This is a genomic window from Chlamydiota bacterium (genome assembly GCA_012729785.1).
Classification (GTDB): domain Bacteria; phylum Auribacterota; class Tritonobacteria; order UBA1439; family UBA1439; genus UBA1439.
Window position 1 is genome coordinate 29,672 of sequence record JAAYCL010000013.1, and the last position, 16,724, is coordinate 46,395.

Genomic DNA, 16,724 nt, shown 5'->3' on the forward strand with positions numbered 1-16,724 from the left:
CGTCTTCCGTCTCGCGATGAACGGATGGGGATCAAGATCGGGATCGTCAGTCTCGGCTGCGCGAAGAATTTGGCGGATTCGGAGGTGATTCTCGGCTGCCTGCGGGAGGGCGGCTTCGAGGTCGCCGAGCATCTCGACGAGGCGCAGGTCGTGATCGTCAACACCTGCGCCTTCATCGCCGAAGCGGAGCGCGAGTCCGCGGGGACGATCCGCCGCCTCGAGGAGCTGCGGGCGCGCGGGGAGATACGGCGGCTCGTCGTCGCCGGGTGCCTCCCCGCCCGGCGGGGGGCGGACGTGGCCGCGACATTCCCCGGGGTGGACCGGTTCATCCTGCCCCCGGATATCCCGCACGCCGCGGAGATCGTCCGCGCCGCCCTCTCTGAGGGGCGGGCGGCCCCGGTCGCGGTGGGCGAAGCGGGATTCCTCGCCGGCCGCCGAAGCCCGCGCGTCCGGCTCACGCCGCCGCACTACGCGTACGTCAAGATCGGTGAGGGGTGCGACAACCGGTGCAGCTACTGCGTCATCCCGAGTATCAGGGGCGCGGCGCGTTCGCGTTCGGCGGATTCGATCGTCGGGGAGGCGCGCCGGCTCGCCGCGGAGGGGGTCAGGGAGATCAACCTGATCTCGCAGGACACGACCGCGTACGGAAACGACCGCCCCGGAGCGGAGGGGCTTCCGGCGCTCCTCACGCGGCTCGCGCGGATCAGGGGGCTCCGCTGGATCAGGCTCCTGTACGGCCACCCGGCGCGCTACACCGACGAGCTTTTGCGCGTCATCGCGGGGGAACCGAGGATATGCCGGTACGTCGATTTCCCGCTGCAGCACGCCTCCGACCGAATCCTCCGCCTGATGGGAAGGCGCATGACGAAGGCGCAAGCGGCCCGGCGGCTGGAGAGGGTGCGCCTGCTCGTGCCGGGGGTCACGGTGCGGACCACGTGCATGGTCGGGTTCCCGGGCGAGACCGAGCGGGAGTTCGAGGAGCTTCTCGGCTTCGTGCGGGAGGCGCGGTTCGAGCACCTCGGCGCCTTCGCCTACTCCCGGGAGAAGGGCACCGCGGCCGCCCGCATGGAGCGGCAGGTCCCCGCCCGGGTGAAACGGGAGCGGCTCCACCGGCTGATGACGCTCCAGCAGGGGATCGTCCGCGAATCGCTCGAGCGGATGCTCGGGCGCGACGCGGAGGTGATGGTGGACGAGCGCCTTGACGAGGGGTCGTTCCCGCTCCGCGGGAGGACCGCGGGCGACGCCCCGGAGGTGGACGGCTCGGTCTACCTCTCCGGGAACGACGCTGCCCCCGGGGAGATCGTCACGGTTCGCATCACGGGGATGATGGAGTATGACCTGGTGGGGGCTGTACGCTGTAAGCGGTGAGCGGCAAGCGGCACGCGGTATGATGCGGGCGGGAGGAGGCGTGCCGCGCCTCTGCGCGTTCTGCGGCATCCATCGCACAGCGTGCGGCGTGTAGCGTACAGCGTAGGACGCGAAATGAATCTTCCCAACAAGCTGACCACAAGCAGGGTGGCGCTCTCGTTCGTCTTCATCTATCTGCTCTGGGCGCGGTTCCCCGGCAGCATGTTCGCCGCCTGGCTCGTCTTCGCCGCGGCGGTCGCCAGCGACTTCCTCGACGGGTGGCTCGCGCGGCGGGGGCACGGGGTGACCGACTACGGCAAGCTGATGGACCCGGTCGCGGACAAGATGCTCATCTGCGCCGCGTTCGTCTCCTTCGTCCAGCTCCCGGACACGCACGTCCCGGTCTGGATGGTGGTGGTCATCATCAGCCGCGAGTTCATCATTACCAGCCTCCGCCTCCTGGCGCTCTCCAACGGGCAGGTCCTCGCAGCGGGGCTCTGGGGGAAGCACAAGACCGCCTCGCAGGTCGCCGCCATCCTCCTGATCCTCACCGTGCTTGCGGTGAAGGATCTGTCGCGCTGCCTCGGCATCGAGGAGTCGCTCCGCCCGTTCTACGACCCGGCCCGTTTCGCGGGGTTCGTCTTCTGGGTGATGATGGTGACGGTGGCCTTGACCGTCGGCTCCGGGCTCATCTACCTCTACGAGAACCGGGGGCTGTTCTGGGAGGGGGAACGGTAGGATGCGGGCGGGAAGGTGGGCGCTCTGGATCGCGACGTGCTGCGGCGCGGGGCTCTGCCCCGTCGCCCCCGGCACGGCGGGGGCCGCCGTCGGCCTGATCCCCGCCTGGCTTCTGGCCCCGTGGCCGGCCCTCTACGCGGCCGCGGCCGGGGCCCTCTTTTTCATCGGGATCGCCGCGGGCACGGCCGTGGAGAGGGCGCTGGGGGAAAAGGACCCGCCGAGCGTCGTCATCGACGAGGCGGCGAGCGTGATGCTCACCTTCGCCTTCCTCCCGCTGACGTGGGGGACGCTCGCCGTCGGGTTCGTCCTCAACCGCCTCTTCGACATCCTCAAACCGTTTCCCGCCGGGAGGCTGCAGGATTTGCCCGGCGGCTGGGGAATCATGATGGACGACCTGTGCGCGGGGATCTACGCGAATCTCGCCCTCCATCTGGCGCGGGCGTTCGGGTGGCTCGGATGAGGAGGAGCCCCGTTCCGGCGGCCGCGGCAATCGCCCTGCTCGCCCTCGCGGGAGCGTGGCAGGCCCCCGCCGCCGCATTCCCGCGGCTCTTCAAGGCCCCGGCCTACCCGACCGCGCAGGAGCAGTTCGAGTACGCCGCGTCGCGCGAGAAGGCGGAGGATTTCAACGGGGCGATGGACGCCTACCAGCGGCTCGTGGACGACTTCGGCGACTCCCCGCTCGCCGCCGAGGCGCAGTTCAGGGTCGCGGAGATGCTCGAGAAGACCAAGCGCTACTACCCGGCCTTCAACGCCTACCAGGCGGTGCTGGACAAGTTCCCGTCGTACCCCAAGGTCAACCTGATCCTCGAGCGCCAGTTCAGGATCGCGAACCTGTTCCTCTCGGGCACGGAAATCGGATTCCTCAGGATCAACCCGAGCGGCTCCCTCAAGCGCGCGATCGCCGCGTTCGGCAAGCTGCTCTCCAACGCCCCGTTCAGCGACTTCGCCCCGAACGCGCAGTACAACCTCGGCCTGGCGCACCTGGAGCGGAAGAACTATACCGAGGCGGCGATCGAGTTCGAGAAGGTCATCGCGCGCTACCCGCGGAGCGAGTTCGTCGCCGCGGCGAAGTTCCAGCTCGGCGTCTGCGCGTACCGCCAGGCGCTCGCCGCCCAGTACGACCAGGAGGCCGCCCGGGAGGCGATCAACCGGCTCGCCGACTATCTCGCCGAGTTCCCTTCGGACAAGAACGCCGAGCCCGCCAAGGAGATGATACAGGAGCTCCAGGGGAGGAAGGCGGGCGCCCTCTTCCAGATCGGCTGCTACTACCGGGAGCGCGACAATCCCAAGGCCGCGCTCATCTACCTGCGCGAGGTCATCAGGGACTACCCGCTGACCCGCTACGGGGAGAAGGCGCGCCGGGCCGCCCAGCGCGAGGAGCGGAGGCTCGAGTTCGCGGAGGGGGTCGGGCAGGCGCAGGAGGCCGTGGATGAGCTCAGGCGGCTCATCGCGAGCCAGCGCTCCGCGATCGCTGCCATCAAGCGGAAGGGGCAGACCCGGTGGGCGTTCTGGCGGTACGTCCTGCCGCGGACGCTCACCCCCGAGGAGGCGCGGGAGGTGGATGAGCGGGAGGACAGGATCCGAGCGCTCCGTGAGCGCCTCGCCCTCGCCGCGCTCGATCTGGAGGAGAAGACCGCGCTCGCGCGCAACCGCCGGACCCTCCTGGACGCCGAGGCCGCGGTGGAGAGGGAGGAGGAGGCGGTGCGGGCCACGCAGCTCGAGCTGCAGGTCGCGCAGAACAGATTCTCCGAGATGGGTTCGCTTCCCGAGGCGGCGGCCGAGATCGTGGAGCAGGCCGCGCGCGGGATCGCGGCGATGGAGGAACGCGTCCGGAAACAGGAGGTCGCGCTCGAGCAACTCAAGAAATGGCTCGGCGAGGTCGAGAGTCGGTGCGCCGCCGAGGACCAGCGCATCAGGGAGCGGTACGCGCAGAAACGCCCCGGCCGCCCCGCCGCGCAAGAAGAGGGGGCGCCGGAGCCCAGCCGCGGATGGTGGCCGTTCCGCCGCGCTTCGTCCGCCCACCCGGAGGGCGGGCAGGCCTCCGCCGGCGACGCCGCCTCCGCCCCGCCGTCGCCGCTGAGGCGGCTGTGGCCGTTCACGCGTCCGGAGGCGCCGCGCCCGGGTGAGGCCTCGGCCGGCACGGAGGAGACGTTCCGGGAGGCGGAGGAGTTCATGGCGGCGGCCCGGCGCCACCGGCTGGACCGGCAATGGGGGCCCGCGCTGGAGGCGTTCAACCGCGCCGCGCTGAAGCTGATGGAGATCAGGAGCGGCCAACCGGCGTACCGGAGCGCCGAGGTCCACCGGCGGCTCCAGGAGTGCCGCGACGCGATCGAGGAGGCGCGGGAGGAGAGCGCCCGAGCCCAGTACGACGAGCTCTCCGCCGACCTCGAGGCCCGCCTGGAGAAGAACCCCGATGACGCCGACGCCCTCGTCTCGCTCGGCGCCATACGCCGGCGGCGCGGCGACGCGCGCGGCGCGATCGACTGTTTCCGGAAGGCGGTCGGCCTCAAGCCCGACAAGGCGGAGGGATGGCACCTCCTCGGCGCCGCCTCCGCATCCGCCGGCGATCTCAGGACTGCGGAGCTCTGCCTGAGGAAGGCGGTTGAACGGGCGCCGTCGGCCGCGCAGGTTCGCTACGACCTCGGTCTCGTGCAACGGGAACTCGGGGAGTACGAGGCCGCCCGCGCCTCGTTCGAGGAGGCGGTTGCGGCCGACCCGTCGTTCGCCCCCGCCTGGTTCAGTCTCGGGGCTTTGTACCAGTCGGCGCTCTCCGACAGGGCCAAGGCCGCGGAGTGCTGGGAGCGGTACCTCCAGTTGAAGCCCGACGCCCCCGAGGCGCCGAGGATACGGGAATGGATCGACCGGCAGCGCGGCCCCGCGGAGATCAGGGCCTCGACCGCCTCCGGCGAACTCGCCCCCCCGGGAAGCGGGGGGCAGGGATGGGGAGGGTTGTTCCGGCGCGACCGGTGAGGGCGCGGAGGGGAGGGCGGGGATTTGGGGCCTGTGTTTTGAGATTTCGTTGTGGTACCATACCCCCGGCGCAACAAGGAGATCGGCAGATGAAAAGGACGTGTGCGGTTTTGTTCGCGTGCGCGGTGGCGGCGTCGACGGCGGGGTGCGGATACCGCGTCGGCTCGATGAACCCCGATGACCCGATCAAGACCATCTACATCCCGATGGTGAAGAACCTCACCAAGGAGCCGGCCCTCGGGGCGCAGGCGACCAGCAAGATCGTCAACGCCTTCCAGATCGACGGGACCTACATGGTGGTGAACGAGAAGGAGGCCGACGTCATCCTCGAGACCACCCTGACGACCTACAACCGGGCGGCGCTCCGCTACGACAAGAACGACATCACGCGCGAGTACCGACTGACGATCGGCGCGGATCTTGTCCTGAGGGACGCCAAGACCAGCAAGGTGGTCTGGAAGTCCACGAGGGTCGAGGGGGAGAAGGCGTTCTTCGTCACCATCACCCTGCCGGAGTCCGAGAGGATCGCCGTCCCGTTCGCCCTCGAGGATCTCGCGACCGAGATCGTCGAGCGGGTGACGGAGAGGTGGTAGGACGGCGGGTGACGGGCGTTGGGCGTCCGTTTCCAGGGCCGGAGGGGCGGGGGGAAAAAGGATCCGCGGCCGCGGGGATGCCCCGGGCGGCCGCGGATGCGCTGCCGGAAACGGTCAGGCGGTCCTGTGCGCGAGGCGCGACTTCTTCCGCGCCGCGCGGTTCTCGTGGATGATCCCCTTCTTCGCGGCCTTGTCCAGCGCCGAGGTGACGGAGGGGTACAGCTTCGCGGCGCCCTCCTTGTCCCCCTTGGCAAGTAGGGCTTCGTATTTCCTGGTCAGCGTCTTGAGCGCCGATTTAATGCGCGCGTTGCGCACGCGCTTTTTTTCATCCGCGCGCATGTGCTTCAGGCCGGATTTCCTTGTCGGCATCGGGTGCGTCCTCCTGTGGAATGTCGCGTCGCGACCGGGGCGACGGTGCGGAGGGCATATGTACCACCTTCCGGCCCCGAAGTCAACGGATATGAACGCCACCGTGCGCGCGCCTCGCGGATCGCCGGGGGCGCGGCGGGCGCGTTCGATGAGCCGCTCCCGCGCCGCGGGCCGCGCGAGGGCGGTTTCACCCCCTTGGCGGGGGATCGGTAGCGCAGGTACCTTCCCATGGCGCCGATGAGGATCGCCCGTTCAGCCTCCGCCGTCGGTCTGGCGACGCTCGTCAGCCGGGTGCTCGGCCTCGCGCGGGACATGATCATCCTCAAGGTCTTCCCGCCGATGCTGACCGACGCCTTCTACGCGGCCTTCCGTCTGCCCAGCACCCTCCGCTACCTGATGGGGGAGGGGGCCCTGAGCGCCGCCTTCATCCCGGTCTTCAGCGACTACCTCCGCAACAGGACCCGGCGGGAGGCGTGGGAACTCGTCGCGTCGGTTGCGGTCGTGCTGACGGCCGTGACGAGTTTCATCGCCCTCCTGGGGATCCTCTTCGCCCCCTGGATCGTGCGCGCGGCGCTCTGGGGCTTCGCCGCGGACGCGGAGAAGTTCCAAATCACCGTCGAGCTGACCCGGTGGCTCTTCCCGTACCTGATCTTCGTGTCGCTCGTGGCGCTCTGCATGGGGGTTCTGAACTCGTTGAGGCACTTTGCGATGCCGTCCCTGTCGCAGGCCGCCTTCAACGCGATGGTCATCTTCTCGGCGCTGTGCATCGCCCCCCGGTGGGGCGCGCGGCCCCAGGAACGAATAGTCGCCCTCGCCCTCGGCGTGCTGTTCGGAGGGGCGGTCCAGGTCGGGATGCAGATCCCGGCCCTGCGCCGGAAGGGGTTCATCCTCGTCTTCGGGCGCGTCTGGACGCACCCGGAGTTGCGCCGGATCGCCCGGCTGATGCTCCCGGCGACCGCCGGCCTCGCCGTCTACCACGTCAACCTCCTCGTGGACAACCTCGTGGCCTCCTTCCTCCCGCAGGGGAGCGTCACCTACCTGTACGCGGCCACGCGCCTCATCCAGTTCCCGATGGGCACGTTCGTGATCGGCATCTCCACCGTCGCCTTCCCGCTGATGGCGGGCTACGCCGTGGCGGGGGAGGTGGAGAAGCTGAAGGAGGCGATGAACTACGCCCTGCGGCTCGCCCTGTTCATCGTCGTCCCCGCCGCCGCGGGCCTCGTGGTCCTCGGGAGGCCCATCATCGGCCTCCTCTACGACCGGGGAGAGTTCCTCGCGGCCGGGAGCGCCGGCCCGACGTACTGGGCCCTGATCTTCTACTCCCTCGGCCTCTTCGCGGTGGGGGGCGTCGCGGTGGTCGTGCGCTGCTTCTACTCGATCGAGGACACGCGGACGCCGGTGCGGGTGGCTTGCGCGGCGGTGGCCGTCAACATCGTCCTGGATTTCGCCCTGATGATGCCCCTCAAGCACGGCGGGATCGCGCTCGCCACCTCCATCTCCTCGTGCGTGAACCTTTCGCTGCTCCTGTGGCTGCTGCGGAAGAGGGTGGGTGCGCTGGGGCTCCGGCGCGTCGGCGTGTCGCTCGCCAAAATCGCCGCCGCCACGGCGGCGATGGCGGCCGCCTCCTGGGCGGCGCACCGCGGCGTGGCCGCCGTCGCGGAGGGCGGGGGGATCGGGCCGCAGGCGTTCAGGGTCTTCGTGCCGCTGGCGGCGGGCGTCGCCGTCTACCTGGCGGCGGCGCGGGCAGCGGGAGCCCCCGAACTGGGGGAGCTCCTGCACGAGTTCAGGCGCCGGGGGCACTGAGGAACGCGGCTGAAGATGCGTGGGAGCACACCGGGCGGGGTGCGGGGGCGCGGCTCGGCGGCAGAGCCGAGTTGCGCAACCGGTCGGTCGCAACTTACTCCGGCGTCGACCTCGAGACGGGCCGGTTCCTCTCGGTCATCCTCGACTGACCAACTTCATCGATCAGGGCCTTGTCCCGATTCGCCGCCCCCCCACGACTTGCGCCAGAGTACGTCAACGCCGACGACGCGATCCGCCTGGACTCCGGGTCGTCCAGATCTCCGGGTATCCGCGGGAATAGCCCGGGCGCACCCGAAAGCCGGAGCCGGACGACGCCTTTTTTCCCAGCCGTCCGGCGGCAGCACGCACGCCGCCACGGTGCGCGAGGTCATCGACGCGCCTGCCCCGCAAACGCGCGGGGCGCCGCACCTCCGCTCCGTCGCGTCAGATCTCCGAGGGGCGGAGCCCCGCCTGACGCGCCTGGCGGAGCGCCTCGGCGTACTCCTGCCGCGTTATCCTGCGGGCGATCTCCGGATACTCAGACGCCCGGTAGGCCGGGGTGTACTGCGCCATGATGTTGAGGTACGTCTCCGCGGGGAGCTCCGCGGCGATCGTTTCGACGACCCCCTTCGTGCCGCTCACCCCGTTCGGCATCACCAGGTGGCGCACCATCAGCCCCCGGCGGACGAGACCATCCGTCCCCGGGCGCGCCGTCCCGACCTGGCGCTGCATCTCCGCGAGCGCCGCGCGCGTGATCGCGGGGTAACGCGACGCGCCGGCCGAGTATCTGGCCGCCATCGCCGGGTCCGAGTATTTGAAGTCTGGGAGGTAGATGTCCACTACGCCGTCGAGCAACTTCAGGACGGAGACCTTCTCCCAGCCGCAGCTGTTGTAGACGAGCGGCAGTCGCAGCCCGCGTCCCGCCGCGTGGTCGAGCGCGAGGAGGATCTGCGGGGAGTAGTGCGTCGGGGTCACGACGTTGATGTTGTGGCACCCCCGCCGCTGGAGGTCGAGCATCATCCCGGCGAGATCCTCGACGTTCCGCGCGCGCCCCTCACCCCCCTGGCTGATCTCCCAGTTGATGCAGAAGACGCACCGGAGGGAGCAGTGTGAGAAGAAGATTGTGCCGGACCCCCCGCCTCCGACGAGCGGGCGCTCCTCGCCGAAGTGGGGGTGGTGCGAAGCGATCTCGAGCTGCGCCGAGGCGCCGCAGAAGCCCCGCGCGCCGGCGAGCCGCTTCGCGCCGCACTCCCTCGGGCAGAGCGTGCAGCGCTCCATCATCCGCCAAAGCGTCTCGCCCCGCTGCAGGAGCTCGCCGCGCCGGTGGAGCTTCAGGTACGCGGGCTCGAAACCCGCCGCCGCGCCCGCCGCCCCGCCGGGCGGCGGGGAGCCGCGCCCGCATCCGCCCAACGCGCCCGCGCCCCCGAACCCCGAAAGGGCGAGGAGAGCGCACGACCGCATGAATTCGCGCCTTGTCTGCCGCATCCGCATCTCCCGCGCGCCTCTCGTCTCAAGTATACCCGAACCGCGCCGCCGGAAAAAGCCGCTCCCGCGCCTGCACCCCCCGCTCCGGTCACACCCCCCTTGGGTGGTTGCGTGACTCCACGAAGGGTGGTACCCTTACATCGCCAACCTGACCATTTACCACGGGAGGGGATTATGACCAAGTCCTCCGCCTGTCTAACCCCCACTCTTGCGCTATCCCTCTCACTCATATTCTATGGATGTGCTTCCCATCAGGATGGCCTGTTCCCTTCTGTTGAGTATCACAAGCAACAGATTGCCTGCCAGCAAGCCAAACTGGTTTATTTCCAAAAGCAAGCGCAGTACCACAAGGAACAACTTGAAGCACGGAAGGCAAATCACGGTCAACTGCTTATCAACGCGAGAGGAGAAGCCGAGGCAATGGAGGACGGTGCCATTATGACCGCCAAGGTCATAGGCGCACTCATTGCCGCAGGTGCCGCCAGCAACTCTGGCCAATGTACATCTGGTAAGGGTGGGGCAGGGGGGCGGTTCCCCCCGGGGGGGCATAGTCGATGCCGAGAATGATTCCCATCCCATTCGGGTAGCGGAGCAACACATCCCCTATGCCCCAAAATCACCCCCCTTGGGTGATTGTGTGATTCCCCCTATGGTGTTACCCTTTGAATCATTAATCCAAACAGTCATCATAGGAGGGGCTTTTGAAACGATCCGCCGCCTTCTTGATGCTTTTCCTTTTGAACTGAATTTGCCTTAGAACCATCCCGATCACATGCCTAGAAGCGCCGATTCGCGATCAAAATATCCGGCGAGCAACCAGCGAGGTGAGGCCGTGAACCGCATCTACCAGGGCAAGGTAACGAAGGTCGAGATCCTTGACGAGCGGGATTCCCAGGGGGAGACGAAGTGGCTCGAACTCCCCGCCGCGGAGTGGCATGCCGCGCTCTGGCGCCACCATGAGCTGTTCCAGGACGCGGTGAACTACTACACCCTCTGCCTGGCGGCGATGGCCGCAGGCGTGAAGGGCGACTCGCCGCAGGCGAAGGCACTGGGTTCCTGGGTGGCGAAGGTGAAAGAAAACTGGACGACCGCGAGCCGCAGGGCCCAGGTGTTCGACGGCCCCGGGGAGCGCCTCGCCAAGCTCCTAAAACTCAAAGCCGGTGAGACCGGCTTCGATAAGGCGGCGGCACACGTCCTTCGTACGAGCCGCGCGACGGGGCCACAGCGTTTGGCCGCGCTGCTCCAACTGCTCGACGAGGCCGATAAGGGGGATCTGAACCAGGTATGCGTCAGAAGGATCGCATTCCTGTGTCCTGCCAGGCCTGACAGCGAAACCCGCCCAACGAGCGAGGCCCTCGCGTCGAGCCAGGTGGTGAAACGCCAGGAGGAGGTGCGCAGATACCATCGAATGCCCCGCTCGGAAGCGCTCGAGGCGGCATCGGATCTGAAACTCGGCCTGTTCCTAACGCAACCCCCCACACAGTTCCTGAAAGGGCAGGATGCCGCGAAGGAGCTGTCGAAGAAGTTCGCACAGGCGGCGGCGAGGCATCCCGAACTCAAGAAGGCCTCCGCAAAGTTCCAGAAGCATCTCGCCATCTGCGGCGGCAAGCTGAAGATACCGGCGCCGGGGCGGAAGCCGAGCGGCCTCTATCCGCTAGCGGCGGTCTTCAAGTACTTCCCGTGCCGTGAAGCACTCGATGCCTTCCTCCAAGCGACCAAGACGCTCGCCGAGGGTAAGGACAAGATCAAGGCCGAGGATGCCATAGACGATGCCCGCGTCGGCGACAAGCCGCACTTCGACTATTTCACCAACCTAGCACTCGTCCCCGGCGGCGACGGCGGCAGGGAGACGCGGGCGGTCTGGTTCGAGTACGACCTCGCCGCCTTCATCGAGGCCCTCAAGGCACCCCATCGCTACTACCAGGACACGCTCAAGCGCGAAGCGGCCGCGGAAGGGCTGCGCAGACGGATCGCGGCGATGGATGGGCGGGGTTGCGAGGCATCCGGCGACGACGAGGCCGGCGAACCGCTGCCAGGATTCGAGGGCGACGAACGCATCCGGCTTCTGCAAATCATCGTCCGTGACAAACTGAAATGGGTGGCCGAGGCGGAGGGCGGGGATGCGGACCCCGAGGAGAGGGAATACACGATCCGGGGGCGAACGCTACGCGGGTTCGGGGAAATCAAGCGCCGCTGGCGTGCCGCCGCCGAGGACGGGCGCGCCAAGGAGAATCATCTCTTGGACATCCTCGCCGCGGAGCAGACGGAGCACAGGGATGACTTCGGGAGTTCTGCGCTCTACCGCGAGCTTGCGAAGCCGATGTTCCACCCCATCTGGCGCGATGAGGGGACGCAACCCTGGCACGCCGAGGATCCGCTCCGGGCGTGGCTCGCCTACAACGACCTCAAGGCCGAGCTCGTGGACAAGGAGCAACCGATACGTTTCACACCCGCCCATCCGGAATGCTCGCCCCGGTTCTTCATATTCCCGAAGAGGAGCGAGTCGAAACCTAAGAAGGGGGAGCGGATCGCCCGGAAACCCGGCCTGCTGTCACGGCACGAGCCGGGCCAACTAGCGTTCACCGCCGGTATAGTGTCGCCGACCGCCGGCGGCCTCTCTCCGAAGGTCGCCCGGATCCATTATGCCGCCCCGCGCCTCTGCCGCGACCGGATCCGGACCAGCGGGGACAGCGACCTCCACGAGGCCCCCTGGGTGCAGCCGATGATGGCGGCGCTCGGACTCGCGGAATCGCCCGAACGAGTGAACTTCGCCAACTGCCGCATCACGCTCGAGCCGACGAGCCCTTCCGACATCCAGCTCGTGTTCCCGCTCGAGGTGGGTGCGGAGCGCATCAAGAAGGCCATTGCATCGGCATTCTCATGGGAACGACAGTTCAATATGCAGCCGGAGGGAGTCGGCTTCTGCAACGCCTCGCTACGATGGCCGCACGAGAAACAGCTATCGAAGGCGCCTTCTCCGTGGCACAAGGAGGTGGACGAGTTCCGCTGCATCGCGGTCGACCTCGGCCAGCGCAACGCGGGGGCGTATGCCCGTATCTGCGTGAGAAGTGGGAGGAACCCCGGCAAGCGTCCGTCACGTGCGATCGGGGAGACCGGCGGCAGGCGGTGGCGGGCGGAGTTGGAGAGGGCGGGTCAGTTCCGTCTCCCCGGCGAGGACGCGAGGATCTGGCGCGAGAAAAGCAAGCTCGATGCCCGACGACCGGACGACTCGGGCCTGGAATTCGATTTCCGCGAGGAGCTGTGGGGCGACCGCGGCCGGCCCGCGAGGGACTGGGAGGCGGACGACACCGCGGAACTGATGCGGCTTCTCGAGGCGCCTGCCGAGGACGAGCGGCATTCGATCCTGGATAACGGATGGCGCCGGGAATTGAGTTTCCCGGAGCAGAACGACAAACTGCTGATCGCTGTGCGGCGTTTCCAATCGCGCATCGCGCGGCTCCATCGCTGGTGCTGGATGCTCAGAGGCGACGACAGGCAGAAGGACATCGCCTGGACGGAGATCACGGAATGCGAGGATGTGCGCTTGGTGCCGGCCGAACTGCGCACGGCTGCCAAGAAGCGCGATCCCCGCGTGAAGGAGGGATTGGAGCGTCAGCTCCGCGAAAGGATCGAACTCGCCCCGGACCTCCTCGTGCGGATCGCCAACCGCGTCCTGCCGTTGCGCGGCCGTTCCTGGCGCTGGGAGCGGCATCCCTCTTCGACTCCCAGGAACACCCTGCATCACCTCACCCAAAGTGGTCCCCCCCTAGACAGCGGCAAGAGGCCGGTATGGCTCCGTGGGCAGCGCGGGCTTTCGTTGAGACGCATCGAGCAGATCGAGGAGCTGCGGAAGCGTTTCCAGTCGCTCAACCAGTCGCTACGACGCGAGGTGGGTGGGAAGGCGCCCATCCGCAGGGACGAGGCCGTCCCCGACACCTGTCACGATCTGCTCGAGAAGCTGGCCAATCTCAAGGAGCAGCGGATCAACCAGACGGCGCATATGATCCTCGCCGAGGCCCTCGGCCTCCGCCTCGCCCAGCCCGCCCCGGACAAGAAGGCGTTGCGCCAGCGGCAAGACCAGCACGGCGCCTACGAGAAGATACTGGACGGGCAGGGACGCTGGCTCGGGGTCGCGGACTTCATCGTAATCGAAAATCTTTCGCGTTACAGGGCGAGCCAGGGCCGCGCTCCGCGAGAGAACAGCCGCCTTATGAAGTGGTGCCACCGCGCCGTGCGGGACAAGCTTAAGCAACTCTGCGAGGTGTTCGGGCTGCCCGTGGTCGAGACGCCGGCGGCGTACTCGTCCCGATTCTGCTCCCGCAGCGGGGTCCCCGGGTTCCGCGCGGCCGAGATCGCCGCGGGCTTCACGAAGGACGGGCAGTGGCGCTGGATCGCCGCGAAGAAGGACGAGCACGGGCGCCCCACAGGTGAGGCACAGAGATTGGCCGCGCTCGATCGGCAGCTCGCGGAGGCGCAGATCGCCCTCGAGAAGTCCTTGGTCGGGGAACGGCGCCCGGGGCCCTGTCCGAAGCGCACTCTGCTCGTCCCTTCGGCGGGCGGCGGGATTTTCGTGCCTATCGTGGATGCCGTGAAACGTTCCGAAATGCAGCCCGCCCTCGCGCAGGCCGATGTGAACGCCGCCATCAATCTCGCGCTACGCGCCGTGGCCGATCCCCGAATCTGGGAGATCCATCCCCGCCTGCGCACTATGCGCGCCGGCATCGGGCAGACCGGCAAAGGCAAAGGGTCGGCGAACAGGACGCCGGGCACGGATGAAATGCGGTTGCTGACTCGCGAGAAACGACGATACGGGGAAAAGGGGCCGGCGATTGCCGTCCATCGATCCGACAGTGCCGGTAAGAACGATACCGCCCAGCCCAACTTCTTCGCGGACCTAGCCGGTCTGGCAGGCCTCGCGGAGAAGCTCAGCGGGGAGAGCCGCGAGCATCGCTGGCTGCGCGACGAATGGACGACCGCGGACATCCAGGGCGAGGAAGGCGCACCGGAGCTCGTCCACGGCAAGTCGTTCTGGGGCTGCGTGAAGGCCGCGCAGTGGAGCCGTATCCAGGAGATCAACGGCCGGAGATTGTCCAAGTGGCGCACGAAATGATATCCCGTGCCCCTCATAATCGATGAGCGACGCGGCATTGCGAACCGACGGCTCGTTTGATGCGCAGCCCAAGCTGAATGTGCGCGGTCTCCACAACTACGCCTATTGTCCCCGCCTATTCTACTATCAATGGGTGGAGAACATCTTCCAGCACAACGCCGATACGGTGGAGGGGGGGTATGCCCATCGTGCCTCGGATCGTCCCACCTGCTTCGATGAACTCAAGGATGCAATCGAACTGCCCGAGGATTCCTCGATCAGATCGATGCACATTGAAAGCGACACATACGGCCTTGTAGGAGTCGTGGATCTCATCGAAACGCGTGCGGGCGGCGTGACGGTAATCGATTATAAGAAAGGCGTTGCATGGCGCGATGCACACGGCAATCGCGTTGCGAAGGAGCCTGATGCCGTTCAAGTCGTGGCCTACGCTCTGCTGCTCCGAGAAAGCGGCCACATTCCTCGGGAAGCGTTCATCTATTACGCGGCGGAGAAACGGCGTGTGTCGGTGGACATCTCCGAGGAAAGAATCAACGCCTGCGTCGAGAAAATCGTGGAGGCCAAGTCCTTAGCGTCTCGTGGCGAATGTCCACCCCCGTTGGAGGATGATCCACGCTGCCTGTACTGCTCCGCATATCCCATCTGCCTCCCCGGAGAATCTGCCTTCTGGCGGCTCGCAAAGGATGGAAACGTTGCGATCAAGAGAGCCCCCCGCCCAGACAACGATGAAGGGGAGATTTTAGTAGTGCAAACACCGGGAGCGACCGTCGGACGTAGGGGCGGCGAGATCACGGTGTCACTGAATGGCGAGATAGTCCGCAAACTCCCTTCCCGTCAGTTGCGTGCTGTGTATCTTTATGGTGCGGTTCAACTCACCGCGGCGGCGGCGCAGACGCTCCTGGAACTCGGGATCGACGTGTCATTCTTCGCCCCTTCGGGACGCTTTCTCGGGCTTCTGCGCGGACTTCCCGCATCCGGAGTGGACGCGCGCCGCGGGCAGTACCGTCTCTTTGAAGATGCACGAACGTGCCTCGGGGTCGCACGCGAAATCATACGCGCGAAGATTCACAACCAGCGCGTGATGCTAATGCGGAACGGGGATGCGCCGGAACCTTTGCTGGCGCAGCTTGCGGATCTTAAGGACAGAGCGGTCAAGGCGATGGGGATGAAAGAATTGTTGGGTGTGGAGGGTATGGCCGCGGCCCTCTACTTCGAGCAGTTCAACGGTATGCTGAAAGCCAACGAACATCGCCTTTTTGAGTTCCACGCTCGCAATAGACGCCCCCCGCGCGATCCGGTCAACGCGCTTCTATCGATGGGATACAGCATCCTCTGCAAGGAGGTCACTGGGATCTGCCATGCGGTGGGTCTCGATCCATTCCTCGGCGTTATGCATCAGCCACGCTATGGCAGGCCGGCATTGGCGCTCGACTTGATGGAGGAATTCCGGCCGCTCATCGCCGATAGCGTCGCTATTAGTATGATCAACCGCAGCGAGGTCAACCGGGGCGATTTCATCATCAGCGCTGCAGGAGTATCCTTGGACGAGCAAGGGCGGCGCGCCTTTTGGGAATCCTATTGCCGCAGAATGGAAACGGAAGTTGCCCATCCCCATTTTGGATATCGGATGCCCTATCGGCGGATGCTCGAAGTCCAAGTAAGACAGATGTGGCGGTTTGTCAGAGGCGAGGCGAACAATTACATCGGCTTCACCACTAGATAGATATGCCGAGAATACGCTATCTCGTCTGTTACGATATCGCAGACCCCAAACGGTTGCGTAGAGTGGCTAAAGTTCTCGAGGCATATGGCAGGCGTCTCCAGCTATCGGTATTCGAGTGCTCCCTGGACAAGCAAAGGTATACCCAGGCCAAAACAGAGCTGGCCGAAATCCTGAATCACGCGGAGGACCAAGTGCTATTCGTCTCACTGGGAACATCGGGCGATGATTCCAGTATCCTGATAGAAGCGATGGGGCTTTCTTACACCGGTCGACCGCGAGTTACAGTAATTTGATTGTATAAAGGGCTATCTCTGCTATCATAGCCATTGGCTAAGGCCATCGATCACAACCCTTCCGCCATTGGGGTTGCAAGTTCCTTGAAATCGCTTGCGGGGCGAGCGCGGAAATTGCCTCCAGCTCGATCTGGGACGCTCGCGTGCTGTATCTCCTTGATCCGTAGTTGGATATGGGTGACTGGGGCCTCCCATAACACCTTCGATATGTCGTGAAGGAGGGGTGCTCGCTTGGGTTGAGTTTACCCCTTCAAGGCCAATGGCTTCTGAAGGCTAGGGCGGCATCCGCAGCGGATTCTCGGAGCTTGAGGCGG

General features: G+C 66.6%; 11 protein-coding genes. 9 read left to right on the top strand and 2 right to left on the bottom strand.

Annotated features, from left to right (window positions below; translation table 11 throughout):
- The first annotated feature begins 24 nt into the window (after positions 1-24).
- The 5 genes from rimO (at position 25) to GXY35_02645 (ending at position 5,648) form a co-directional block, all read left to right on the top strand.
- Complete coding sequence (gene rimO / locus GXY35_02625; GenBank protein ID NLW93486.1) at positions 25-1,368, top strand: 30S ribosomal protein S12 methylthiotransferase RimO; 1,344 nt, start codon at positions 25-27, stop codon at positions 1,366-1,368.
- A gap of 114 nt (positions 1,369-1,482) precedes the next feature.
- Positions 1,483-2,085, top strand: a complete 603-nt coding sequence (gene pgsA, locus GXY35_02630; GenBank protein NLW93487.1) for a CDP-diacylglycerol--glycerol-3-phosphate 3-phosphatidyltransferase — start codon at positions 1,483-1,485, stop codon at positions 2,083-2,085.
- A gap of 1 nt (position 2,086) precedes the next feature.
- The gene (locus tag GXY35_02635) at positions 2,087-2,545 is read left to right on the top strand and encodes a phosphatidylglycerophosphatase A (GenBank protein ID NLW93488.1); all 459 of its coding nucleotides are present in this window, start codon (positions 2,087-2,089) and stop codon (positions 2,543-2,545) included.
- Complete coding sequence (bamD, locus tag GXY35_02640) at positions 2,542-5,055, top strand: outer membrane protein assembly factor BamD (protein NLW93489.1); 2,514 nt, start codon at positions 2,542-2,544, stop codon at positions 5,053-5,055. Before GXY35_02635 ends, bamD begins: the two co-directional genes overlap by 4 nt.
- 89 nt (positions 5,056-5,144) lie before the next feature.
- Positions 5,145-5,648 (top strand): LptE family protein, encoded by a 504-nt coding sequence (locus GXY35_02645; GenBank protein NLW93490.1) that lies wholly within the window; start codon positions 5,145-5,147, stop codon positions 5,646-5,648.
- Between the two features lie 114 nt (positions 5,649-5,762).
- Here the strand turns inward: GXY35_02645 and GXY35_02650 are convergent, their stop codons facing one another.
- Entirely contained in the window at positions 5,763-6,017 is a 255-nt protein-coding gene (locus GXY35_02650) for a 30S ribosomal protein S20 (protein NLW93491.1), read from the bottom strand.
- Positions 6,018-6,245: 228 nt separating this feature from the next.
- Between GXY35_02650 and murJ the strand changes: the two genes are divergently transcribed.
- Positions 6,246-7,820 carry a murein biosynthesis integral membrane protein MurJ gene (murJ, locus tag GXY35_02655; protein ID NLW93492.1) on the top strand — a complete coding sequence of 525 codons (1,575 nt, stop codon included), beginning with the start codon at positions 6,246-6,248 and terminating at the stop codon, positions 7,818-7,820.
- Positions 7,821-8,243: 423 nt separating this feature from the next.
- On the opposite strand, the gene GXY35_02660 is transcribed toward murJ, so the two are convergent.
- Complete coding sequence (locus tag GXY35_02660; protein ID NLW93493.1) at positions 8,244-9,290, bottom strand: radical SAM protein; 1,047 nt, start codon at positions 9,288-9,290, stop codon at positions 8,244-8,246.
- A gap of 826 nt (positions 9,291-10,116) precedes the next feature.
- Between GXY35_02660 and cas12b the strand changes: the two genes are divergently transcribed.
- The 3 genes from cas12b to cas2 are packed head-to-tail and all read left to right on the top strand — an operon-like array spanning position 10,117 to position 16,410.
- Positions 10,117-14,394 (top strand): type V CRISPR-associated protein Cas12b, encoded by a 4,278-nt coding sequence (gene cas12b, locus GXY35_02665; GenBank protein NLW93494.1) that lies wholly within the window; start codon positions 10,117-10,119, stop codon positions 14,392-14,394.
- A 22-nt stretch (positions 14,395-14,416) separates the two neighbouring features.
- Positions 14,417-16,117 (top strand): CRISPR-associated endonuclease Cas1, encoded by a 1,701-nt coding sequence (gene cas1 / locus GXY35_02670; protein ID NLW93495.1) that lies wholly within the window; start codon positions 14,417-14,419, stop codon positions 16,115-16,117.
- Positions 16,118-16,119: 2 nt separating this feature from the next.
- Positions 16,120-16,410, top strand: coding sequence for a CRISPR-associated endonuclease Cas2 (gene cas2, locus GXY35_02675; GenBank protein NLW93496.1), 291 nt, complete (start codon positions 16,120-16,122; stop codon positions 16,408-16,410).
- Positions 16,411-16,724 lie beyond the last annotated feature (314 nt).

What these genes read in the sequence shown, in the direction of transcription:
- GXY35_02635 (NLW93488.1), top strand. Translation starts at nt 2,087, where the DNA reads ATGCGGGCGGGAAGGTGGGCGCTCTGGATCGCGACGTGCTGCGGCGCG.
- cas1 (NLW93495.1), top strand. Translation starts at nt 14,417, where the DNA reads ATGAGCGACGCGGCATTGCGAACCGACGGCTCGTTTGATGCGCAGCCC.
- GXY35_02660 (NLW93493.1), bottom strand. Translation starts at nt 9,290, where the DNA reads ATGCGGATGCGGCAGACAAGGCGCGAATTCATGCGGTCGTGCGCTCTC.
- bamD (NLW93489.1), top strand. Translation starts at nt 2,542, where the DNA reads ATGAGGAGGAGCCCCGTTCCGGCGGCCGCGGCAATCGCCCTGCTCGCC.
- pgsA (NLW93487.1), top strand. Translation starts at nt 1,483, where the DNA reads ATGAATCTTCCCAACAAGCTGACCACAAGCAGGGTGGCGCTCTCGTTC.
- GXY35_02645 (NLW93490.1), top strand. Translation starts at nt 5,145, where the DNA reads ATGAAAAGGACGTGTGCGGTTTTGTTCGCGTGCGCGGTGGCGGCGTCG.
- murJ (NLW93492.1), top strand. Translation starts at nt 6,246, where the DNA reads ATGGCGCCGATGAGGATCGCCCGTTCAGCCTCCGCCGTCGGTCTGGCG.
- cas2 (NLW93496.1), top strand. Translation starts at nt 16,120, where the DNA reads ATGCCGAGAATACGCTATCTCGTCTGTTACGATATCGCAGACCCCAAA.
- GXY35_02650 (NLW93491.1), bottom strand. Translation starts at nt 6,017, where the DNA reads ATGCCGACAAGGAAATCCGGCCTGAAGCACATGCGCGCGGATGAAAAA.
- rimO (NLW93486.1), top strand. Translation starts at nt 25, where the DNA reads ATGGGGATCAAGATCGGGATCGTCAGTCTCGGCTGCGCGAAGAATTTG.